The sequence below is a fragment of the Streptomyces sp. BR123 genome, assembly GCF_013401435.1.
Classification (GTDB): domain Bacteria; phylum Actinomycetota; class Actinomycetes; order Streptomycetales; family Streptomycetaceae; genus Streptomyces.
In genome coordinates, this window is the sequence record NZ_JACBGN010000014.1 from 14,265 (window position 1) to 35,521 (window position 21,257).

Consider the following 21,257-nt stretch of genomic DNA (forward strand, 5'->3'; position numbering starts at 1 on the left):
CGCATGCGCACCGGGCCACGTCTGGCGCTACCGCTACGACAAGTTCGGCTGGACCACCCGATCGTCCCAGTTGTACGAGCGGCGCCCGGAGCCCCGCTGCTGTTCCAGCTGCACGCGATCAGCGCCCTGCTGCTGTTCGCGGCCTGGCCCTTCACCCGCCTCGTGCACATGCTCACCGCACCGCACCAGTGGGCTACCTGACCCGCCCCTACATCGTCTACCGCAGCCGCGACACCCGGCTCGGCGCCCGCCCTCCGCGCCGCGGCTGGGAACGCGTGGGGTCATGAGCGGCCCCCCACCGCCCTGCGGCCGGCACGCATGTGACGGCATACGCGCGGGCTGTGCCAGGACGGCCCGCACCCGGAGCGCGCGAAGCGAAGGGGGCTACGGCGCGGAGAACCTCGCGGAATAGGCGCCGAGGACCACGTCGCGGGGGCTGATACCGGTGGCGATCGACACGCCCTGGAGCCGCGAGCACCGCAGCATCGGGTAGTTGGCCTCACCGAACACGCCTCCGGTGTAACCGGTGCCGCCGTGGGAGGGCAGCCACGGCAGCAGCGAGACGTGGGAATCGTTGACCTTCAGCAGCCCGCCGTTGAAGGTGCGCGCGACGAAGCGCTCGATGACGGCGGGGTCGGTGGCCCACAGGGAGTTGCGCAGGCCGTAGGGGTTGCTCGTGACGTAGGCGATCGCCTCCTCGAGAAGGGACCTGTCGTCCGCCGGGTCGGGCACGACGACGGGCAGCAGCGGGAAGAACGTCTCCTCACGTACGGCCTCGATGTCCCGGGCGCCGGCACAGCCGTGGATCCGCAGCACGGTGGGCTCCAGGAACATCCCCGTGTCGGACGGCGAACCGTCGACTTCCAGGCGGCGCCCGCCGAACTCGACGCGGGCGCCCTTGGCCACTGCGTCGCGCAGGTACGCGAAGAAGCGTTCGCCCCGCAGCACCGGCGTGAGGAGGACGTCGCGGCGGTCGGGGGGACCGGGCCGGATACCGGCGGCTTGCTTGCTCAGGTGCACGATGAGTTCGTCGGCGATCGCCGGGTGGGCGATGACCTGGTTCGGAACCATGCAGATCTGGCCCGATCCGAAGAAGCACTCGGACAGTGCCTGGGCCGCCAGCTCGACGTCCGCGTCCCGCCACACGACGACGCAGTCGTTTCCCGCCAGCTCCAGGACGGGCTTCTTGCCGTGGGCGACGCACTCGCGTTCCAGTTCCAGTCCGCGTTCGACTCCGCCGGTGTAGAAGATGTCCGCGACGTGCGGGCTCTCCAGCCAGGACTGCAGCGTGGGCCCGGGCCGGGCGCAGTACGCGTTCAGCGTTCCGGCAGGCGCGCCCAGCTCTTCGAGTACGGGAACCACGAATTCGCGCAACGCGTGCATGACGCCCAAGGGCGCGCTGCGCGGGGCCCGCACGACCACGGTGTTCCCGGCCATGAGTGCGGACACGGCGAACATCGTGCTCGCCGCCGGTGTGTTCTGCGGCGGATTGACGCACACCACGCCGTCCGGGTTGCGCCTCAGGGTCATGATCCGCCCCCGCAGCCGAGTCTGCTGGTGCATCTGCGCCGCACACCAGTCCAGGGACTCGGTGGCATAGACGTCCAGCAGGCCGCAGACCTGCCACTCGGCGAGGGCGCGGGGCTGGCCTTCGGACACCAGCACATCGACGAACGCCGCGTGGCCGCGGCGAATCCGCTCGCGGATACCCGCGCCCAGCTGCATGCGCCTCTCCAGCGGTACGGCCGACCATGCGGGAAACGCTCCGGCAGCGGCCTCGACGGCGGTCTGCACGACACTCTCGCTCGCCACCGCGCAGCGGCCCACGACGAAGTCCGCCGCCTGTGCGGGGTCGGCTCGGCCCTGCTCCAGGTGACGTTTGAGCGTGAGGCTGCGGAAGACGTCCTGCAGGATCGACGTGGTCGTCACCGTGTACACATGCCGGTCGGCGTCGATGTCGCGACCACCGACATACGACGGGTACGTCGGCAGGGGGCAGGATCGCGGATCGCTTGGTTCGTACGGCACAGGGCCTCCACAGGTCAGCCGGTGCAGCCGGAGGACGGGTCCCACCAGGCCGGGAAAAGAGCGGGGCCGTCGGGCAGACGCAGTTCGGGGCCCCGGCGGGCGAAGCCGAGCCGCCGGTAGAGCCGCAGGCTTCGCCGGCTGGTGGCCTCCAGGTAGACGGGGGCCCCGGCGCTCTCCGCCAGCGCGGAGGCGACCAGTGTGCTGCCGATGCCCCGCCCCTGGTGGCCGCGGCGCGCGCCAACCAGCGGAATGTACAGGTGTGCCGGTTCGCCCGGATGATGGGCTGCCAGCAATCGCGTGCAGGTCAGCAGACGGTCTGCGAACTCCTGGGCCAGGTCCGCCGAGCGCTGGGCCGACGACGCGGCGCCGGACCCGCGCACGCGGTCGTGGTCGCCGTCGCGGGCAGGAGTGTTGACCAGGAGCAGGGCCCCGAGACCGTCTCCGGCCAGGTACACGCGCCCATCGGCGGCTGCCTCCCGTGTGAAGGCGCGGAAGACGGAAGGCAGGAGTTCCCGGCGCCGGACGGGGTCGGGAATGATCCACCGGCACACCGGGTCATTGGAGAACGCGTCACACAGCACGGCCACCACGTCGTCCTCGTCGGCTGCGGTGGCGTGGCGCACCGGACCGCGCCGGGCGTCATCCACGGGACGTCCTGGGCTGGAAGTTCACCGTCAACGACTCGGGTCCGCACACACCGATGGGGTTGCGCCACACGACCGGCGCGGTCAGGCGGGGTGCCCGGAGGCGTCTGGGCAGCACGGTCAGGATCTCGGTGATCTCGGCCTTCACCGTGGCCGCCCCCAGGCAGTAGTGCGGGCCGGCGCCGAACGACAGCAGGGGCGGACGTCGCAGGGTGATGTCGAAGACGTCGGGGCTGTCGAAGACGCGCGGGTCGCGCTGGGCGGCGTGCACGCACAGCATGACGAAGGACTCGGCCGGTACCCGCAGGCCCTCGAAGTCGACGTCCTCCAGGGCGAAGCGGAAGATCGCCGGGGCTGCCGGGCACCAGCGGACCACCTCGTCGGTGGCCTGCTCGGCGAGCTCGGGCCGCTCGGCGAGCAGCTCCCACTGGTCGGGGTGCTCGGTGAAGGTGAACAGCATTTGTCCGAGCTGATTGCGAGTGGTGTCGTGGGCGGCGAAGAAGAGGCCCACGATGAGGTCGCGCAGTTCCGTGCGGTCCATGCCCTCGCCGTCGTACCCGCTCATCAACAGCGAGACCAGGTCGTCACCCGTCCGTGCGGTGCCGTGACGGGAGACGAGGTGATCGGCGTAGGCGCGCAGACCGGCCAGGGAACGCTCGACGCGCGCCAGCGCGTCCGCTCGGTGCCCGACGCTGTACACCAGCCCGATGTCGGTACTCCACCGGGGCTCGTAGTCGTCCAGCGGCACGCCGAGGATGGCCGACATCACCGAGACCGCCATCGGGTCGGCGAAGGTCTCCCCGAACTCGCAGGGGCCGGCCCCGGCCAGTCGGTCGGCCAGCCGCTCGGCGGTCCTGCGCATGGTCGACCGCCACCGCTGCAGAGCCTGGGGAGCGAACGCCTGGAGCACGAGGGCCCGCTGGCGCCGGTGTTCCTCACCGCGCAAGTGCAGCAGCAGCGTGTCGAACCAGTCGTGGACCGTGCCGTGCGTGACCCCGTTGAGTTTCAGGAAGCGCCGGCCGCTCTGAGCCAGGCGCCGGTCCCGCAGCAGTTGTTGCACCTGCGCGTGACGCAGCACCATGACGCCGTAGGGGGTGCCGGCGTACCAGTGCGCTTCGCGCGCGGCCGCGACTTCGGGAGCGGTGAACATGAATCCGGGATCGGCGACGTCCAGGAACGCCGCCCGGTCGTCCAGCACTGTGGTCGTGGTCTCGGTCACGTGGACCACCCTGCGCCCGTAGTGCGGACGGTGCATCGGGAGAACGACCGATCTGTCACGGCCGCCGCGCCTGCCGATGCGGGCGGCGAATCACCCGCCGACGAGGCCGGCGGGCGATTCGCGGTCGCGTGGCGGGGGAAGCTAGATGCGTCCGAGAGCCATGCTGATCGGCGTGTCGGTGTTGGTGTCGGTGTAGTAGGAGTGCCAGGCCTCGCGGTACTCCTGCCGGGACACCCGGCCGTCGCCGTCCTGGTCCAGGGCCTGGACGGCGTTGCCGATCTCCGACGACGGCACCCCGTACGCTTCCAGCATGTTCCTCAGCTCCTGCTGGGACAGCACATCGTCGCCGTCGGTGTCGGCAGCCTTGAACTCGGCGTCGCTGGCCAGGTCGAGCACCTTGACGAAGTCCCGAGTACCGAACACCGCCGCATACTCCGCCGCCGTCACACGGCCGTCACGGTCGGTGTCCGCCTGGCGCTGGAGCTCCTCCCAGACCTTGGCGTAGGAGTCCGCCACGCCGCGGCCCTGGCCGGAGCTCGACTTGATGCCCAGGGCGTCGGTCAGACGCTTGGCCATCACTTCGAAGTCGTCCTTGGTGATGGCGCCGTCGTGGTCGATGTCGAAGTTCTTGAAGATCTTCTTGGCCCTGGTCTCGATGACCGACGCAACCATGGTCCTCTTCCTCTCGTTGTGCGGGTGCAAGGGCGGCGGAGCGTTCCGCCGCCCGCGGGGTTTCCCTGAAGCAGGGGAATGGCAAGGGCGTACAGCCGTCAACCGGCGATTGCGCCAGTCGTACCAATCACTGCCCGGCTGTCACCCGTCCCGACCAGGGAACACGGCTTCGCCTCGACCCGGGACGGCGGTCCGGCTGCCCTGGCGGGCGGTCCCGGGTCGACGGTCCGGGCCCTGGTGGAGAAGGGAAGCAAGATGCCGGATGTGTCGGTACTGGGCAGCGGCAGTATGGGCAGTGCCCTCGCGCGGGTCCTGGCCGCGGCGGGGCTCGACGTCGCGGTGTGGAACCGGACGGCGGACCGGGCACGCGCCCTGGACGGGAACGGGCTGCTGCCGGTGGAGCGGCTCGCCGACGCCGTGCGCTGCGCGCCCGTCGTCCTGGTGTGCCTGACCGACTACGCCGCCTCGCGCCAGGTGCTGGCGCCCGTCATCGGCGAGACGCGGGACCGGATCGTCGTACAGATGTCGACCGGTACCCCGGCCGACGCCCGCGAGATGGAAGCGTGGTTGCGTCCGCGAGGCTGCCGCTGCCTGGACGCGGCGATCATGGCGTACCCACGGCACCTGGGTACCGGTCACGCCCGGGTGCTGTACAGCGGCCCCGGCGAGGACTTCGCGGCCATCGGCCACGTGGCGCGTGCGCTGGGTGGTACGGCTGCGTTCCTCGGGGACGACATCGCCCTGGCCAACGCGCACGACGGGGCACTGCTGACCTTCCTGTACGCAGCGACGTGCGGCTTCCTCGAAGGGGCTGCCATCGCGTCTGCGGCCGGGATTCCCCTGGAGGGGTACGCCGACGACGTCGTGCAGCTGTTCCCGGCGTTGGAACACACCGTCCGCGGGTCCGTACCGCTGATCGCCGCCGGGCGGTACGACGACGATGAAGCACCCCTCGTGGTGCACTCGGTGGCGCTGCGTCAGCTGGCGGCGGCAGGCCGGGAAGCGGGCGTGCCCGGCCCCGTTGCGGCGGTGCTGGAGGAGCGGGTGAGGCGGCGGATGGCGGTGGGCGCGCCGCGCGAGCACATCGCCGCGGTCTTCGAGGAGCTGCGCGGGCCCTGACGTCGGCCGGCGCCCCTGTGGGTGGTGCATCGGTGGAACTCCCGATGCCCCGGCACCGGAACGCTGCCATCGTGGGCGGTGCTACACGAAGCCGCACGAGAGGGGCACCGATGACCTCGGTCAGCCTGGCCGGCACATCGATCGCCGACCGCCACCGAGCCTGTCTGAGCAAGGGGCGGGCCTCGCTGGGCCAGATGTTCGGCGCGGACGTCGAGGTCGCCACCGACGGGGCCTGGATCACCACGGACACGGGGCACCGCATCCTCAACTGCGGCGGCTACGGGGTGTTCCTGCTCGGTGCCCGCCACCCCGTCGTGGTCGACGCGGTGGCCCGGCAGCTCGCCTCCCATCCGATGGCCACCCGGCTGCTGCTGGAGCCCGAGGTGGTCAGAGCCGCGGAAGCACTGGTGTCCGTGACCCCCGCGGGCCTCGAGAAGGTGCACTTCGCGGGCTCCGGCGCCGAGGCGGTCGAAGCCGCGATCAAGATGGCCCGCACCTGCGGCAAGCACTGGCTGGTGTCGATGCGCGGCGGATACCACGGCAAGACGATGGGCGCGCTCAGCGTCACCGGCAACGACGTGTACCGCGAGCCGTTCCGGCCGCTGCTGCCGCAGGTGTCACAGGTCCCCTACGGCGACATCGACGCGCTGGCCGCGGAGTTGGCCGCGCACCGGAACGAGGCCTGCGTCGTGGTGGAACCCGTCCAGGGCGAGGGGGGTGTGGTCATCCCACCGCCCGGCTACCTGCGGGACGTTGCACGGCTGTGCTGCGAACACGGCGCGTTCCTCGTCCTGGACGAGATCCAGACGGGCATGGGCCGCCTCGGCGCCTGGTGGGGCGCGGACCTCGCGGGCGTCACACCCGACGCGTTGCTCGTCGGCAAGGGTCTGAGCGGGGGCATCGTGCCGGTCTCGGCCGTGGTCGCGACCCGCGAGGCCTACCAGGCGTTCGACCGCGATCCCTTCCTGCACACCTCGACCTTCTCCGGCAACCCCCTGGCGATGGCCGCCGTCCAGGGCGCCATCCGTGCGACCGAGGAGGACGGCATCGTGGAGCGGGCCCGGGTACTCGGTGCCCGGCTGCGTGAAGACCTGGACCGGATCGCCCGGCGGGCACTGGGCGAACAGGTGGTGCAGGTGCGCGGCGTCGGCCTGCTCATCGGCATCGAGTTGCGCCGCCCCGGGCTGGTCGGTGACCTGTTGGTCGAGCTCATGGGGGCCGGGGTGCTCGCCAATCACTCGATGAACGCATCCGGAGTCCTGCGGTTGACCCCGCCCGCAGTACTCGACGAACACGACGTCGAGTTCCTGTACGAGGCGTTCGAGCGTGCGGCCCGCGCCGCACTCGTGTGAGGAGCCTCCGAGATGCGATCCATCCACTTTCATCTGGCGCTGCCCACAGGTGACGGCCCCGCGGCCTTCAACGCCGTCGTGGACTTCACCCGCTACCCGTCGCTTTCACCGGACGTGCGTTCGGTGGTGACCCGTGAGATCGCCGCGCCGGGTGATCTGCGCAGCGACTGGGTGATGAACTTCCGGCGCGGCATCATGAGCTGGACCGAGCGGGAACGGCTCGACCACGACCGGCTGCGCGTCGAGTTCGCCCAGGTGGACGGCGACTTCGAGGACTTCCGCGGCAGCTGGCGGTTCATCCCCGGCGCCGGCGGCGTCGAGGTGATGCTCGACGTCACCTACGACTTCGGCGTCGAGAGCCTGGTCGGGATCATGGACCCGATCGCGGAGCGCGTGATCAAACGCTCGACGCTGCGCGTGCTCACCGGACTCTTCGGCGAGGTCGAGGTCCTGGCGGGAGCGGAGGCCCTCGTCGACTTCCCGGCCGTCGACCCTCCCGTTCCCCTTTCCTCCACATCGATCAGGAGCTGACATGACCGCAGACATGACCGCAGTACCGAGGACGCTCGCCCACATCCTCTCGTCCAGGTTCGGCGTGCCCGAGGAAGAGATCACCGCCGATGCGACCCTGCGGGGGCTCGATCTGGACTCCCTGGCCATCGCCGAGCTGTCGCTGGTGCTGCGCGACGATCTGGGCGTGCCGTGCACCGATGACGAGATGCGCCCGCAGCACACCGTCGGGCAGCTGGTCCAGCTGTTGCGCAGCAGGGGGCTCAGCGCGTGAGAGGAGCTCCTGCGGAGCCCTTCCGTGCGGCGGTGACCGGTCTGGGGCTGGTCACTCCTGCCGGTGTGGGGGTGGACGAGAACTGGAAGCGGGTCCTGAGCGCGGTGCCGACCGCTTCTGCGGACCCGGCGCTGGCGGGGCTGCCGGTGGACTTCAGCTGCCGGGTACCGCCGGACTTCGATCCCGCAGCGGTGCTGGGGCGGCGGACCGCCTGGCGCCTGGGGCGGCACGTCCAGTTGGGGATGGTCGCCGCCCGTGAGGCACTGCGCGACTGCGGCCTGGACTCCAGCACCTGGGACGGCGCCCGCGTCGGAGTGGTGATGGGCAACTCCCTCGGCGGTACGGCGACATTCGAGGAGCAGTGCCTGGCCCTGCGGGAAAGGGGTGCCCAGGCGGTGTCGCCCCTGTTCATCTCGATGTGGGGCGCGAACATGGTGGCCGGACACATCGCGATCGACTGTCGCGCGGGCGGGCCCAACCTGGTGGTCACCACGGCGTGCGCGTCCGGTGGCACCGCTCTCGGGGTGGCCCGGGACCTGCTGCGCAGCGGCACCTGCGACATCGTGCTGGCCGGCGGCACGGAAGCGGCGTTGAGCCGGACCATCGTCGCGGGCCTGACCAGCATGGGCGTCCTCTCGCGCCGGTCCGACGACCCACCCGCGGCGTTCCGGCCGTTCGACGTCGACCGGGACGGCTTCGTGGCGGCTGAGGGCGCGGGCGTTCTGGTACTCGAACGGGAGGCGGACGCCCGGGCCCGCGGCGCCCGGGTACGTGCCCACATCAGCGGCTACGGCGGCTCCGCCGACGCCGTGCACCAAGCGGCCCCCGACCCGGAGGGCAGCGGCTTCGAGCGGGCCCTGCGCACGGCGCTGTCGGACGCAGGGCTGTCCGGTGCGGACGTCGACCACGTCAACACGCACGGCACCGCCACCGAGCTGAACGACATCGGCGAGACACGCGTGCTGCGCCGCGTGCTCGGTCCGCGTCCGGCGGTCACCTCGACCAAGGGCGTCACCGGTCACTGCATCGCCGCCGCCGGCGCGATCGAGGCCGTGTACACCGTCCTGTCCATCGAGCACGGTCTGGTCCCGGCCGTCGCCAACCTGGAACGGCTCGACCCGCGGATCGACGCGGACATCGTCCAGGGGTCCGCGCGCGCCATGCCCGTCGAGGTCGCCGTCAATGTGGCCTTCGGCCTGGCCGGTCAGAACGCCGTCGTCGTCCTGACAGCGGCATGACGCCCCCTCGGCCCTTCCGTGCGGCGGTGACCGGTCTGGGGCTGGTCACTCCTGCCGGTGTGGGGGTGGACGAGAACTGGAAGCGGGTCCTGAGCGCGGTGCCGACCGCTTCCGCGGACCCGGCGCTGGCGGGGCTGCCGGTGGACTTCAGCTGCCGGGTACCGCCGGAATTCGATCCCGCAGCGGTGCTGGGGCGGCGGACCGCCTGGCGCCTGGGGCGGCACGTCCAGTTGGGGATGGTCGCCGCCCGTGAGGCACTGCGCGACTGCGGCCTGGACTCCAGCACCTGGGACGGCGCCCGCGTCGGAGTGGTGATGGGCAACTCCCTCGGCGGCACGGCGGCATTCGAGCAGCAACACCAGATCCTGCGCGAGAAGGGCGCATCCAGCGTGTCGCCGCTGTTCCTCCCGTCGTACGGGGTCAACATGGCCGCCGGGTACGTGGCGATCGACTGCGGCGCACGGGGTCCGAACCTCGCCGTCAGCACCGCCTGCGCGTCCGGTTCGACGGCTCTCGGCGTGGCCCGGGACCTGCTGCGCAACGGCACCTGCGACGTCGTGCTGGCCGGCGGCGCGGAGGCCGCCGTCAGTCCTTCCATGATGGCCGGGCTGGCGGCCGCCGGTGCGCTGTCCCGCCGCTCCCGTGATCCGGCCACCGCCTCGCGCCCGTTCGACGCCGACAGGGACGGGTTCGTGGCCGGGGAGGGCGCGGGCGTTCTCGTACTCGAACGCGAGGCGGACGCCCGGGCCCGCGGCGCCCGGGTACGCGGCTGCATCAGCGGCTACGGGGCTTCGGCCGACGCGGTGCACGACACCGCGCCCGATCCCGAGGGCGCGGGGGCACGGAACGCGGTACGGGCGGCCCTGGCCGATGCGGGCCTGTCCGGGGCGGACATCGGTCACGTGAACGCGCACGGCACCGCGACCCGGCTGGGTGACGTCGCCGAGGCCCACGTGATCCGCAGGGCGATCGGTGCGGCTGCCGCGGTCACCTCGACCAAAGGCGTGACCGGTCACTGCATGGGCGCCGCGGGAGCCATCGAGGCGGTGTTCACCCTGCTGGCGCTGGAGAGCGGTCTGGTACCGCCCACGGCGAACCTCGAACGGCTTGACCCGGAGGTCGACTGCGATCTCGTACAGGGCGCGCCACGGCCCGTGACCAGCGGCGCCGCGCTGAACAACTCCTTCGGTTTCGGTGGACAGAACGCGGTGCTCGTCCTCACCGCGGCGTGAGGTGGGAGGAAATGTGACCACGGCGTACGTGTGGCACGAGCGCTACGGCTGGTACGACACGGGGACCTTCCATCCCCGCGGCGCCGGCGGCCCGCTGCCACCGCATCCGCACTACGACACACCTGAGCCCAGGACCCGTCTCGCCTCGCTGGTGGAGGCCAGCGGTCTCGCGCGGCACCTGGTGCGGATCACTCCCTGCGAGGCGACGAGGGAGGATCTGCTGCGCGTGCACACCGCGGCCTACGTCGACCGCATCGCGCGGGCCAGCGCGGCGGGCGGTGGCGACGCCGGGGACGGCTGGACGCCCTTCGGACCGGGCGCGTACGACATCGCCGCCCTGGCCGCCGGAGGTGCGATCGCCGCCACCGAAGCGGTGCTCACCGGCCGGGCGCACAACTCCTACGCGCTGGTGCGCCCTGCGGGCCATCACGCACTGCCCGACACGGGCATGGGCTGGTGCGTGTTCGCCAACATCGCCGTCGCCATCGCGTGGGGCCGCGCGCGGCACGGCGTGGAACGTGTCGCGGTCGTGGATTACGACGTGCACCACGGCAACGGCACACAGGACATCTTCATGCGCGATCCGGACGTGCTGACCGTCTCGGTGCACCAGGACGGACTGTTCCCGTTCGACTCCGGTCACCGGCATGAGCGCGGCGCCGGCGCGGCCGTGGGCACCGTGGTGAACGTCCCGCTTCCGGCGGGCAGCGGCAACGGTGCGTATGCGGATGCGTTCCGCCGCGTCGTGGCGCCTGCGGTACGGACGTTCGCGCCGGACCTCGTCATCGTGGCGAGCGGTTTCGACGCCTCGGCAGCGGATCCGCTGGGCCGCATGGGGGTGAGTGCGGCGGGTTACCGCAGCCTGGCCGCGCAGTTGCTGGAGCTGGCGGGGGAAGTGTGCGGGGGGCGCCTGGTGATGTGCCACGAGGGCGGCTATTCGTCGGTGTACGTACCGTACTGCGGACTGGCCGTGCTGGAAGCGATGTCCGGGCACACGACGGAGATCGTCGACCCGTACGCGGCCTTCTACGATGCCCGCCCGTACCAGGAGCTGACGCCGTGGCAGGAGGCGGCGGTCGACCAGGCCGCAGCACTGGTGGGGGTTCGGTGAGCGCCGACCGCTACCGCGCGGCGGGATGGTGGCGGCCGGAACGCGTGGACGACCTCGTGCTGAGGCATGCCGGGGCCCTGGCCGGGCGGTGCGCCGTCGTCGGGGAGCAGCGGCGCATGACGTACCGCCAGCTCGCGGCGGCGGTGGACGGCACCGCCGCACGGTTGCACCGGCTGGGCCTGCGAGCCCCCGAGCCGGTGCTGCTGCAACTCCCCAACACCATCGAACTGCTGGTCCTCGCCCTTGCGCTGATGCGGGCCGGGTGCCCGCCGGTCCTGGCCATGCCGACGCTGCGCGAACACGAGCTGCGGCCGGTGATCGCCACGCTGCGACCGGCCGCGCTGGCAGTACCGCCCCCCTCCCGGGCCTTCGACCACATGGAGATGGCACGGCGCCTGATCAAGGAACACGACTGTGTCAGGACGCTGCTGGCCTGGGACGACCTGCGCGCCCTCTGCTCCCCGGCGGACGGGGAACCGGTGCACGGGGACCCGGTGCACGGTGACCCGGTGGACGCAGACCCGGGGCGCGTACACGCCTCTCAACCTCACGACATCGCACTGCACCTGTTGTCCAGCGGCACGACCGGCCCGCCCAAGGGCATCCCGCGGACGCACGAGGCGTTCACCTCCGTGATCCGTGCCGCCTCCGATGTGTCCGTTCTGGACCGGGACACGGTCTATCTCGCGGCGATCCCCGTCACGCACAGTTTCGCCTTCGGGCACCCCGGCGTCCTCGGCACTCTCGCCCACGGCGGGCGGGTGGTGCTGGCCCGGTCCGCCGACCCCGCCCACTGCCTGGACCTCGTCGAACGCGAGCGTGTCACGCACTGCGCGCTCGTCCCCGGCCTGGCCGCCCAGTGGCTCACGGACCTGCGGGATCACCCGCGCGACGTGTCGAGCCTACGCGTCCTCCAGGTCGGCGGTGCCAGGCTGGACCCGGCCCTCGCCAGGCGTCTGGCCACCGGCCTGGACTGTGCCGTCCAACAGGTGTACGGCATGAGCGAGGGCCTGCTGTGCTTCACCCGGCTCGACGACCCGGACGACATGGCGGCGACCACCCAGGGCAGGCCCGCTGCACCCGGGGACGAGCTACGGGTCGTCGACGACGCGGGGCGGACGGTCCCGCCGGGCACGGTCGGGGAGCTGTGGACACGGGGCCCGAGCACGATCACGGCCTACGCAGCGGGTGCCAGGCCGCCCGAAGCGTTCGCGCCCGGCGGCTTCTACCGCACCGGAGACCTCGTGAGGCTCGACGACGCGGGCAACGCCGTCGTGGTCGGCCGGGTCAAGGACGTCATCAACCGTTCCGGTGAGAAGATCCCTGCGGGGGACCTGGAGACGCTGCTGATGAGACACCCGGCGGTATGCGCCGCGGCGGTGGTCGCGATGCCGCACCCGCTGCACGGCGAAGCGGTGTGCGCCGTGGTGGTGCCGCCCGGGGACGACGCGCCGACGCTGCGCGAGCTGCGGGACTTCCTGCGTGCTCAGGGGGTTGCCCCCTTCAAGCTGCCCGACCGTCTTGAAGTGGTCGCGGCGCTGCCCACGACCGGGGTGGGCAAGGTCGACAAAGCCCGGCTCAGGCGCACCGTCGCCGAGCTCGTCGCCGCCGGACGACAGAACCCGGCGGGGACGACGGCGGTGGGTCAGGAAAGCCCGTCGAGCAGTCGATCGGCGGCGGCGGGGGTGTCGAGCCGGTAGGCGGCCAGTTGCGGGACGGTGCGGTGCGCGAGTTTGCCCAGGGTCCTGCCGCACCCCACCTCGACCAGGCCGCGTACGCCGGCCGCCACCATGTACTCCTGTGACTCGCGCCAGCGCACCGGCGAGATCAGGTGCTCGCAGAGCAACCGCCGCCAGGGGGCGTCGGGCGGTGCCGGCCGAGCAGTGGCGTTCGACAGGACCGGGCGCACCGGGCGTCCGAACGCCACGCCGCGGAGGTGATCGCCGAAGGCGGCGGCGGCCTCGGCCATGAGCGGAGTGTGGAACGCGCCCGGCACCGCCAGCCGGTAGAACTTCTCCGCCCCCAGCGCCCGGGCGGCCTCCGCCGCCCGCACCAGCCCGGTCTCGGTACCGGCCAGCACCACCTGGCCGGGCGCATTGTCGTTGGCCACCCAGCAGTCGTAGGGCGGCACGCCGCAGGCCTTCTCTGCTGCGTCGATCGAGATCGGCAGCACGGCGACCATGCCACCGCTCTGCCCGCGGCACACCGCCTCGGTCAGCTCGCCGCGGCGCGCCGTGAGCCGTACCGCATCCTCGAACGCCAGAACGCCGGCGGCGGTCAGCGCGGAGATCTGCCCCAAGGAGTGCCCGGCGAACAGGGCGGGCGGCCCGGCTGCCTTCCGGACCGCTTCCCACGCCAGCATCGAGGCCATGAACACCGCCAGTTGCGCCTCGGCAGTGGTACGAGGCGCGGCGGCGCGGTCCAGCAGCATGGGCGCGAGGGGGCGGCCGATGGCCGCCTCGGCTCGGCCCACGAGTTCCCAGGCCTCGTGGTCACGCCAGGCCAGGCCCATCCGCGGTCCCTGCCCGCCCTGCCCGGGAAACACCACCGCGCAACGGGACCATGCCGGTCCGTCGACGCCCTCGCGCCCATGCGTGTTCTGGACCTGCACGTCGGGTCTGCCTTTCGTTCGGTCGGTGGGGGCCGCGGAACTCACTGAAGTGCTCGTCTCACCTGCCGGGCGAGCCTGACCGGTGAGCGGCGCACCATCGACGGCTGCGCGGGTTGGGCGGCATCCGGTACCCCGGGCAGGCCGACGCGTTCGGTGACCCAGGCGGCGATCTGCACGCGCGAGGTGAACGACAGCCGGGCCAGGATGTGCTCGACGTGGGTCTCCACGGTGCGTTGGGCGACCACGAGCCGGCCGGCGATCTCCCGGTTGCTCAGCCCTTCGGCGACCAGCCGCGCCACCGCCCACTGGCGCGGGGTGAGCGGGCCGCCGGTCCCGTCCGCCGACTCGCGGCCCCGGTGGTGCGGGACCGGGACCAAGGAGCTGCCGAGCAGCTCGCCCAGGTCCGCGGCCCCGCCCTCGGTGAGGGCAGCCTCGAACGCGCGAGGTCCCAGATTCCGTCGTACGCTCGCGCACAGACCGGAGTGGTGGTCCCTGATCGCCGCGGTGCTCAGCAGCCGGGCCGAAGCCGGGACGTCCGGGCCGTGCCCGGCAGCGGCCCCGAGCAGCCGGGCGGCCTGCCGGTCGTCGCCCCAGGCCGCCGCCGTCCGGGCCAGTAGCTCCAGTGCCGCTGCGGTGGCCGGCCGGTCTTCGACGGCCAGGAACGACTGCAGCGCCTCCAGGGCCGAGGCGTGCGCGCCGTCGACGTTCCCCTGGCGCAGGGCCTCAGCCGCCAGGACCCAGTTCGGGTAGCCCTTCCACCGGGGCATTCGGTACTGCGTACGGCAGTGCTCGGCGATCAGGAGGGCCTGGTGGTCGTCCGCGCCCGTCTGGCCGAGTGCCAGGGAGAGGTGCAGCGCGGCCATCATGCCGCCGAAGGCGTCCTCGGGCTCGGTGAGGCGCTCCAGCGCCTCTCGCAGCACGGCGACCGCCGCGGCCGCGTCGCCGTCGTGGAGGTCCAAGGCGCCCTGGACGAAGGCGGTGTGCGCCGCCGCGGAGGCGTCGGCGCGCCGGCGGGCCACTGCGCCGCCGTGCCGCAACACGGCGCGGGCCTTGCGGCTCTCGCCCTGTGCGCCCCGCAGCCATGCCAGCACCCACAGGGCGTGGGCGTACGCCACGGTCTGCGTCACCTGGAGGTCGCCGGCGGAGCGGACGAAGCATTCGAGCCAGTGGCACGCCTCGGCGGTGGCTCCCTCCGCCTGCCAGTACGGCCACCGGGCCACGGCCAGACGCAGCCCCTCGTCGCCCGCTTCGGGATCGGTCAGGCATGCCTCCAGGGCGGCACGCAGCTCAGCACCGTCCACGTGCGACGGGGGCCACGCCGCATCCGGCGTGTTCCTCATCGTGCGGACGGCTTCCGCCTCGGTGATCCGCAGCTGGTGGTCCCGATGGAGACGCCGGGCACGCAGAGTGCCCCCGCTCCCCTGCAACATGCGGTGACCGTGGTGGCGCAGCGGCGCGTACAGCCGGTAGCCGACCGTGTCCCGGGTGTCCTCGCGGACCAGGACCGACTTGTCCACCAGGCCGGCGATCAGGTGGAGGGTGGTTTCCGGGTCGGCGCCCGCGGGCCCCACCGCCGTCGCGGCGTCCAGCGTGACGGGGCCGCGGAACACGGACAGGTTGGCCCACAGCTCGCGCTCCTCGGGCGAACACAGCTCGGCGGAGCGCTGCGCGCACGCGAGCAGTCCCGGGGCGGCGGGTCCGATCCCGCGCGCGAACACATCGTAGGAGGACACGACCCGGTCCAGCACCTGCCGGGGCGCCAATACGCGCATCTGCGCGGCCGCGGCTTCCAGGGCCATCGGCAGCCCGTCCAGCCGTCGGCACAGTTCGACCAGGTGCGACGCGTTCTCGTGGGTCAGAGCGAACCCGCTCAGCACGGCGCGGACGCGTTCGAGGAGCAGCGCGATCGCGTCGCACGCGCCGATCCGGACCGTGGAACGCTCTTCGGCCGTCGGCAGGTCCAACGGCGGCAACTGGTACACGTGCTCGCCCGGCACCCCCAGGACCTGTCGGCTCGTCACCAGGACGTGCCAGGCAGTGGAAGAACGCAGTGCCTGACCGACGAGTCGCGCCACCGACACGCGTGTCGCCTCGCAATTGTCCGCGACGAGCAAGGCCCGGGCATCGGGCGCTGCCGTCAGGGCATGAGCGAGCGCTTCCTCGCCATCGGTGCAATCCGCGTAGTGGATGCCGCCGGGGAAGGCGCGGGCGAGTCTGCCGGCAGTGCGGCAGGCGAGACGGCTCTTGCCGATACCGCCGGCGCCGACGACGGTGACCAGGCGCGAGGTCTCCAGGACTCTGCGGAGTTCACCGGTCTCTCGCCGTCGGCCGACGAAGCTGGTCAGCTCTTCGGGCAGCGGTGCCAGGATGGGGGCCGGTACAGGCAGTGGCATGGGGGACCTTGGCGGGAGTGAACGCGGACTTCAGAGATGGCCGACAGGAATAAGGCATCCGTTTTTCCTTTCGCCTCATTCCAGGCGGCACTGATCGACCAAGGTGCCATACGTGGAAGTTTGGCGCAAAGGGCAGCATTCGAAGAAGATATGTTCAATCGTCAATAGGGTTTGCCTTTCTGATGCAAGAGAACTTCCGTGCCTCTCCCGAAATGTTGGGAGCCCCGCTGGAATCCGGGGCGGCGTACTGGAATATCCATTGTCGTTCCGTAGCGTGGTCCGTGTACCGCACCAGCACGCCGATGGCTGCTTCGGCCGCAGATCAGGAGCTCGTGATGACGCTCGACGCCGCTGCCACGGATTCCATGCCGCCGCGCTCCACCGCGTTCACGGTTTGTGTGTACTGTGCCGCATCGCCCGCGGCCAAAGCCGCCGACATCTCCCTCGCCGAGGAGGTCGGTGCGGGGATCGCAGCCAGGGGGTGGCATGTGGTGTGGGGCGGCCAGAAGTGCTCGATGATGGGCGCAATGGCCGCCGCCGTCCGGCGGGGCGGCGGCCATACCACCGGGATCGTCCCCCGGCCCCTGGTCCACAAGGCCGACCGGGCAGCCGATCGGCTCGTCGTGGTCGACGGACTGTCCACGCGCAAACAGATGATGTTCCACAGGGCCGACGCCTTCCTGGTGCTCACCGGCGGACTGGGCACCTGCGAGGAACTCTTCGACACCTGGAGCGCCCTGTCGATGGCGGGCGCGCACCGTCGGCCGCTCGTCGTGCTCGACCCGTACCGGCACTACGCAGGGTTGTGCGCCTGGCTGGCAGAGCTGCAGGCCAAGGGTTTCATCAGCGATGAGGCGGCCCGAATGCCGGTATGGACGACGGCCGTCCGGGCGGCGCTGGACGCCTGCTCCCGAGACTCAGGCAGCCGTCGTGCCTTCCGGGGAACCGGCCATGCGCTGCAGGGGGCAGAAGGCGTGGTCGGCGGAGTCGAGGGTGGCGCCGTGCGAGCCGTTCCGGGCGCGGCAACCCGAAGGTGACTCCGCTCGCGGCGGACTGCGAACGGCTGCGCGCCCTCAGCGGGACGTGAGCATGGTGCGCATCTGGGCGATCTCGGCGGTCTGGCTCTTGATGATGTCGGCGGCGAGGTCCTTGGCCGGGGTGTAGGAGCCTTGCTTCTGTTCGGTCCTGGCCATGTCGATGGCGCCTTCGTGGTGTTCGATCATCATCGTCAGGAACATGGTGTCGAAGGCGCGGCCGGCGGTGCCGTCCAGGTCCCTCATCCGCTGGCCGTGCATCATCCCGGGCATGGACGTGGCGTCATCGCCGTCGCGTCCCATGCCGTTCATGTCATCCATGGCGCCCATGCCTCGGGGGACCTTCTCGCCCCACGCCTCCAGCCAGCCCGCCATGGTGTCGATCTCGGGCTGCTGCGCCTTCTGGATCCTGAGGGCGAGGGCCTTGACCTCGGGGGAGGCGTCGTGGGCGCGGGCCATCCGGGACATGACGATGGCCTGGCGGTGGTGGGGGATCATCCCTTGGGCGAAGGTGACGTCGGCCTGGTTGTGGTCGTCGGTCGGGTCCGCGGCGCGGACCGCCACGGTGGTGAGGGCGGGGGTGTCTGCGGCGCTCGCGGCGGTGATCCCGCCGGTCGCCGCCAGCACGAGGGCAGCGGCGGTGGTCGCGCCGGTCCGTGCGGTGCGACGGGCGACAGTACGGGTGGTGTTCATGGCGTGGCTCCTGTGGGTGTGGTGGCGGGCGGGCCCGCCGGTGGGGTGGAACAGGCTGCGGCGGCCGGGCTGAGGTCGGCCGCCAGGTGGCGGCGAGGAGCACGGGGCCGGTTCCGTCGAAGCCTGGTGTGGGGGCGGCGTCGGTCAGGACGCGGCCGGCGACGCATCTTCGTCAGGCCCGTGGCAGCCGGCACCACCTCGGTGCCGTGCGGCCCGTCGGCTCCTGTCACGTGCCACCTCCCGGGATCGGATGACGGGGTTCGGCCTTTTCACAGGCCGGGGGCTCCCCACAGCGGGAACCACCGGCTCAGCTCTTGTTCCACGCGCAGGTCGTCCTTGAGCACGGCCTTGACCTGGAGTTCCAGGGGGTTGTCGCGCTTGCGGTCGGGCAGTGGGGCGAAGGGGTAGAAGGTGCCGCGCTTGTAGAGGTAGACCAGGGCGAGGGGGCGCAGCTCGGCGTCGCGGAACGAGACCAGGGAGCACAGGAGCTGCGGGCCGAAGCCGCTGTCCTGCAAAGCGGTGTTGACCGCGTGCAGGTCTCCCACCAGCGCGGGCAGGTCGTCGGGGGCGCGGCGGGAGAGCAGCCACGAGTAGCCGTAGCCGTCACGGCTGAGTTCCACCGGTGCGCCGCCGCGTTCGGAGTCCGCGTCCAGCAGGGCCCGTACCTCTTGCTGTACCTGGGTGAAGGCGCCGCCCTCGGTGGAGGCGAAGCAGACCGAGCCCGCTCCGGTCGGGGTGAAGCCAATGGCCGCCTGGAGGGTGATGGCTGCCGAGGGCAGGCCGAAGAGCTGGTCCAGGTCGGGTCTGGCCGGCTTGGTCCGCCCGAGCAGCGTGTCCCAGAAACCCACGGGGCCTCAGCTCCCCCTCACGGTGTCTCTCCGCCCGGTCCGCCCAGCTCGGCGGCGAGCTCGGCGAGGGCATCGAGCCGGCGTTCCAGGGTGGGGTGCGTGGAGAACAGGTTCGCCACCGCCGTGCCGGGGCCGAGGGCGGGGGTGAAGAAGAACGCGTTGAACGCCTGCGCGGTGCGGAGGTCCTCCGTCGGGATGCGGGCGATGTCCCCGCTGACCTTGGTCAGGGCCGAGGCCAGGACGGAGGGTTTGGCGGTCAGCACGGCCGCGGCCCGGTCGGCGGCCAGCTCGCGGTAGCGGGACAGCGCCCGGATCAGCAGGAAGCTGACGGCGTACACGAGGGCGGAGACGCCCATCACCGCCAGGAAGACAACGGCCGTGTTCTGGTCCCGCTGGCTGCGCCCGCCGAACAGCTGGGAGTAGAAGGCGAAGCGGACGATGAGGCCGGCGATGACGCCCAGGAAGGAGGCGATGGTGATCACGGCCACGTCGCGGTGGGCGACGTGGGAGAGTTCGTGGGCGAGGACGCCTTCGAGTTCCTCCGTGGTCAGGCGGCGCTGGAGCCCGGTGGTGACGCACACCACGGCGTGATCGGCGTTGCGGCCGGTGGCGAACGCGTTGGGCAGGTCCATGTCGGAGACCGCGACCCGGGGTTTGGACATGTCCGCGGCGGCGCACAGCCGGTCCACGACCCCGTGCAGCTGCGGCTGCTCCTCGGGCGTGACGAGGCGGCCGCGCATGGCGTAGAGGGTGATCCGGTCGGAGTACCAGTACTGGGCCCCCAGCAGGGCGGCGGCGATGACGACCACCAGGACCACGGACTTGAGCAGCACGATCAGCGCGGCGATGAACGCCACGTACAGCAGTCCGAGCAGGAACATCGTGACCGCCATGCGGGCGGTCAGCTGCCGGTCGGGCTCGAAACGGCTGCGCACCGCCATCACCCCGGGATCAGGCCGTCGTCGGACAGCAGCTCGCGCACCTGGGCGAGGCTGGTGTCCGCATCGGGCAGTACCAGGTCGGACGGCGTGATCGCCTCGTCCGGCAGCGGTGTGCCCAGCGTGCGGACGGCGTCCAGCAGGGCCGACAAGGCGGCTGTGAACGCCGCTCCGTCGCCGGTGTCGGCGGCCGACTGCAGGGCGGTGTCCAGCTGGTTGAGTCGGACCAGGTGCGCTTCGGCGATCTCGTACTGGCCCTCGCCGAGAATCCGCATGATCACGACGTCGCCTCCGGATCCGGCGGCCCCTTCGACCGTGGCGGTCCCTCCACCGCCGCCGGGCCGGAGGCGGCTGCGGCAGGCAGCTCGGCCTTCATCCGGGCCAGCTCCCCCTCCACGTCCTGGCCTGCGGACATGCGATCGAGCTCGGCCTGGATGTCGTCCCGCCCGGCCGGAACGGTGGCGTCCTCCAACGCTCCGGAGGCCATCAGCTCATCGAGCGCGCCGGCGCGGGCCTGCAGCTGCTCGGTCCTGTCCTGGGCCCGCTGCATGGCCAGCCCGACATCGCCCAGCTCCTCGCTGATGCCGGTGACCGCTTCGGTGACCCGGGTCTGGGCCTCGGCTGCGACGTAGGTGGCTTTGATCGTCTCCTTCCGGGTGCGGAAGGCGTCCACCTTCGCCTGCAGGCGCTGAGCGGCCAGGGTCAGCTTCTCCTCCTGCTCCCGCAGAGACGCCACCTGCCCCTCCAGGTCGGTGATCTGCGAGGCCACGGCCGTACGGCGGGTCAGGGCCTCGCGGGCCAGGTCCTCCCGGCCGGCCGCCAGAGCCTGCCGGGCCTGAACCCGGAGCTTGTCGTCGGACTGCCGGAGCTGGCTGAGCTGGAGTTCGACGCGTTTGCGGCTCGTCGCGACATCGGCCACCCCGCGCCGTACCCGTTGCAGCATCTCCCGCTGCTGTTCGTAGGAGTAGTCCAGGACTTCACGCGGATCCTCGGCCCGGTCCAGGGCCTTGTTCGCCTTGGCCCGGAACAGGGCGGTGATGCGGGCGGTGATGCTGGTCATGGCGACCGTCTCCTCGGGCCGGCGCATCCTGCGTGCCCTGCGGCCCCCTCACGTGCCTTCGGTGTGCGAGAGCGGTTCCGTCGCAGGTCACGGCGCATCGCGCTGTTTCCATTCTCCGGGCACGGCCCCCGATCGGCAGCCTGTAGCGGTCGCCCTTGGTCGGGCACGACGCCCGGAGCCGGGAGGGGGTATGCGGTCGCGCAGGCAGTGCACCGGTGATCACAGGCACCCGTGTGCTGCGGCGGAGACGGGCATCGCGACGAGGGGTCCCTGCTCCGACC

20 protein-coding genes and 1 pseudogene are annotated in these 21,257 nt (G+C 71.8%); 10 read left to right on the plus strand and 11 right to left on the minus strand.

What is annotated here, in order from left to right; genetic code table 11:
- Positions 1 to 87: 87 nt before the first annotated feature.
- Positions 88 to 287, plus strand: a pseudogene (locus HYE82_RS04055) (respiratory nitrate reductase subunit gamma); the annotation flags it as partial.
- A 97-nt stretch (positions 288 to 384) separates the two neighbouring features.
- Here the strand turns inward: HYE82_RS04055 and HYE82_RS04060 are convergent.
- From HYE82_RS04060 to HYE82_RS04075, 4 genes are all read right to left on the minus strand, one after another.
- Positions 385 to 1,929, minus strand: coding sequence for an aldehyde dehydrogenase (locus HYE82_RS04060; RefSeq protein WP_179172524.1), 1,545 nt, complete (start codon positions 1,927 to 1,929; stop codon positions 385 to 387).
- Positions 1,930 to 2,042: 113 nt separating this feature from the next.
- Complete coding sequence (locus HYE82_RS38850) at positions 2,043 to 2,675, minus strand: GNAT family N-acetyltransferase (protein ID WP_179172525.1); 633 nt, start codon at positions 2,673 to 2,675, stop codon at positions 2,043 to 2,045.
- Entirely contained in the window at positions 2,668 to 3,891 is a 1,224-nt protein-coding gene (locus tag HYE82_RS38855) for a cytochrome P450 (protein WP_218782236.1), read from the minus strand. Before HYE82_RS38855 ends, HYE82_RS38850 begins: the two co-directional genes overlap by 8 nt.
- 141 nt (positions 3,892 to 4,032) lie before the next feature.
- Complete coding sequence (locus HYE82_RS04075; RefSeq protein ID WP_179172527.1) at positions 4,033 to 4,563, minus strand: EF-hand domain-containing protein; 531 nt, start codon at positions 4,561 to 4,563, stop codon at positions 4,033 to 4,035.
- Between the two features lie 255 nt (positions 4,564 to 4,818).
- On the opposite strand from HYE82_RS04075, the gene HYE82_RS04080 reads away from it, so the two are divergent.
- The 8 genes from HYE82_RS04080 (at position 4,819) to HYE82_RS04115 (ending at position 13,099) form a co-directional block, all read left to right on the plus strand.
- Positions 4,819 to 5,682: an NAD(P)-dependent oxidoreductase gene (locus HYE82_RS04080; protein WP_179172528.1), complete on the plus strand. Its 864-nt coding sequence runs from the start codon at positions 4,819 to 4,821 to the stop codon at positions 5,680 to 5,682.
- A 110-nt stretch (positions 5,683 to 5,792) separates the two neighbouring features.
- Positions 5,793 to 7,034 carry an aspartate aminotransferase family protein gene (locus HYE82_RS04085; RefSeq protein WP_179172529.1) on the plus strand — a complete coding sequence of 414 codons (1,242 nt, stop codon included), beginning with the start codon at positions 5,793 to 5,795 and terminating at the stop codon, positions 7,032 to 7,034.
- 12 nt (positions 7,035 to 7,046) lie between these two features.
- Positions 7,047 to 7,565, plus strand: coding sequence for a type II toxin-antitoxin system RatA family toxin (locus tag HYE82_RS04090; protein WP_179172530.1), 519 nt, complete (start codon positions 7,047 to 7,049; stop codon positions 7,563 to 7,565).
- A gap of 1 nt (position 7,566) precedes the next feature.
- Complete coding sequence (locus tag HYE82_RS04095; RefSeq protein ID WP_256986908.1) at positions 7,567 to 7,818, plus strand: acyl carrier protein; 252 nt, start codon at positions 7,567 to 7,569, stop codon at positions 7,816 to 7,818.
- A gap of 32 nt (positions 7,819 to 7,850) precedes the next feature.
- Complete coding sequence (locus HYE82_RS04100) at positions 7,851 to 9,056, plus strand: beta-ketoacyl-[acyl-carrier-protein] synthase family protein (protein WP_309144190.1); 1,206 nt, start codon at positions 7,851 to 7,853, stop codon at positions 9,054 to 9,056.
- On the plus strand, positions 9,053 to 10,288 hold the full coding sequence (locus HYE82_RS04105) for a beta-ketoacyl synthase (RefSeq protein ID WP_179172532.1): 1,236 nt from the start codon (positions 9,053 to 9,055) through the stop codon (positions 10,286 to 10,288). The genes HYE82_RS04100 and HYE82_RS04105 overlap by 4 nt, the downstream gene beginning before the upstream one ends.
- A gap of 13 nt (positions 10,289 to 10,301) precedes the next feature.
- Entirely contained in the window at positions 10,302 to 11,399 is a 1,098-nt protein-coding gene (locus HYE82_RS37640) for a class II histone deacetylase (protein WP_179172533.1), read from the plus strand.
- A complete protein-coding gene (locus tag HYE82_RS04115; RefSeq protein ID WP_179172534.1) occupies positions 11,396 to 13,099 on the plus strand; it encodes a (2,3-dihydroxybenzoyl)adenylate synthase in 1,704 nt (567 codons plus the stop codon). Before HYE82_RS37640 ends, HYE82_RS04115 begins: the two co-directional genes overlap by 4 nt.
- Here the strand turns inward: HYE82_RS04115 and HYE82_RS04120 are convergent.
- Together HYE82_RS04120 and HYE82_RS04125 are read right to left on the minus strand one after the other, a co-directional pair.
- Positions 13,045 to 14,010 (minus strand): ACP S-malonyltransferase, encoded by a 966-nt coding sequence (locus HYE82_RS04120; protein ID WP_179172535.1) that lies wholly within the window; start codon positions 14,008 to 14,010, stop codon positions 13,045 to 13,047. The genes HYE82_RS04115 and HYE82_RS04120 overlap by 55 nt on opposite strands.
- 41 nt (positions 14,011 to 14,051) lie before the next feature.
- Positions 14,052 to 16,403: a LuxR C-terminal-related transcriptional regulator gene (locus tag HYE82_RS04125; RefSeq protein WP_179172536.1), complete on the minus strand. Its 2,352-nt coding sequence runs from the start codon at positions 16,401 to 16,403 to the stop codon at positions 14,052 to 14,054.
- Between the two features lie 335 nt (positions 16,404 to 16,738).
- Between HYE82_RS04125 and HYE82_RS04130 the strand changes: the two genes are divergently transcribed.
- On the plus strand, positions 16,739 to 17,440 hold the full coding sequence (locus HYE82_RS04130) for a TIGR00730 family Rossman fold protein (protein WP_179172537.1): 702 nt from the start codon (positions 16,739 to 16,741) through the stop codon (positions 17,438 to 17,440).
- A 36-nt stretch (positions 17,441 to 17,476) separates the two neighbouring features.
- On the opposite strand, the gene HYE82_RS04135 is transcribed toward HYE82_RS04130, so the two are convergent.
- The 5 genes from HYE82_RS04135 to HYE82_RS04155 form a co-directional block, all read right to left on the minus strand.
- Positions 17,477 to 18,130 (minus strand): DUF305 domain-containing protein, encoded by a 654-nt coding sequence (locus HYE82_RS04135; protein ID WP_179172538.1) that lies wholly within the window; start codon positions 18,128 to 18,130, stop codon positions 17,477 to 17,479.
- Positions 18,131 to 18,399: 269 nt separating this feature from the next.
- The gene (locus tag HYE82_RS04140) at positions 18,400 to 18,978 is read right to left on the minus strand and encodes a hypothetical protein (protein WP_179172539.1); all 579 of its coding nucleotides are present in this window, start codon (positions 18,976 to 18,978) and stop codon (positions 18,400 to 18,402) included.
- Between the two features lie 17 nt (positions 18,979 to 18,995).
- Positions 18,996 to 19,913, minus strand: coding sequence for a zinc metalloprotease HtpX (gene htpX / locus HYE82_RS04145; protein WP_179172540.1), 918 nt, complete (start codon positions 19,911 to 19,913; stop codon positions 18,996 to 18,998).
- A 5-nt stretch (positions 19,914 to 19,918) separates the two neighbouring features.
- Positions 19,919 to 20,197 (minus strand): hypothetical protein, encoded by a 279-nt coding sequence (locus tag HYE82_RS04150; protein WP_179172541.1) that lies wholly within the window; start codon positions 20,195 to 20,197, stop codon positions 19,919 to 19,921.
- Positions 20,194 to 20,976, minus strand: a complete 783-nt coding sequence (locus tag HYE82_RS04155) for a PspA/IM30 family protein (RefSeq protein ID WP_179172542.1) — start codon at positions 20,974 to 20,976, stop codon at positions 20,194 to 20,196. Before HYE82_RS04155 ends, HYE82_RS04150 begins: the two co-directional genes overlap by 4 nt.
- Between the last annotated feature and the right edge of the window lie 281 nt (positions 20,977 to 21,257).

Coding starts and splice junctions, on each gene's coding strand:
- HYE82_RS04075 (WP_179172527.1), bottom strand. CDS start 4,563: ATGGTTGCGTCGGTCATCGAGACCAGGGCCAAGAAGATCTTCAAGAAC.
- HYE82_RS04080 (WP_179172528.1), top strand. CDS start 4,819: ATGCCGGATGTGTCGGTACTGGGCAGCGGCAGTATGGGCAGTGCCCTC.
- HYE82_RS04085 (WP_179172529.1), top strand. CDS start 5,793: ATGACCTCGGTCAGCCTGGCCGGCACATCGATCGCCGACCGCCACCGA.
- HYE82_RS04090 (WP_179172530.1), top strand. CDS start 7,047: ATGCGATCCATCCACTTTCATCTGGCGCTGCCCACAGGTGACGGCCCC.
- HYE82_RS04095 (WP_256986908.1), top strand. CDS start 7,567: ATGACCGCAGACATGACCGCAGTACCGAGGACGCTCGCCCACATCCTC.
- HYE82_RS04105 (WP_179172532.1), top strand. CDS start 9,053: ATGACGCCCCCTCGGCCCTTCCGTGCGGCGGTGACCGGTCTGGGGCTG.
- HYE82_RS04125 (WP_179172536.1), bottom strand. CDS start 16,403: ATGCCACTGCCTGTACCGGCCCCCATCCTGGCACCGCTGCCCGAAGAG.
- HYE82_RS04130 (WP_179172537.1), top strand. CDS start 16,739: ATGACGCTCGACGCCGCTGCCACGGATTCCATGCCGCCGCGCTCCACC.
- HYE82_RS04135 (WP_179172538.1), bottom strand. CDS start 18,130: ATGAACACCACCCGTACTGTCGCCCGTCGCACCGCACGGACCGGCGCG.
- HYE82_RS04155 (WP_179172542.1), bottom strand. CDS start 20,976: ATGACCAGCATCACCGCCCGCATCACCGCCCTGTTCCGGGCCAAGGCG.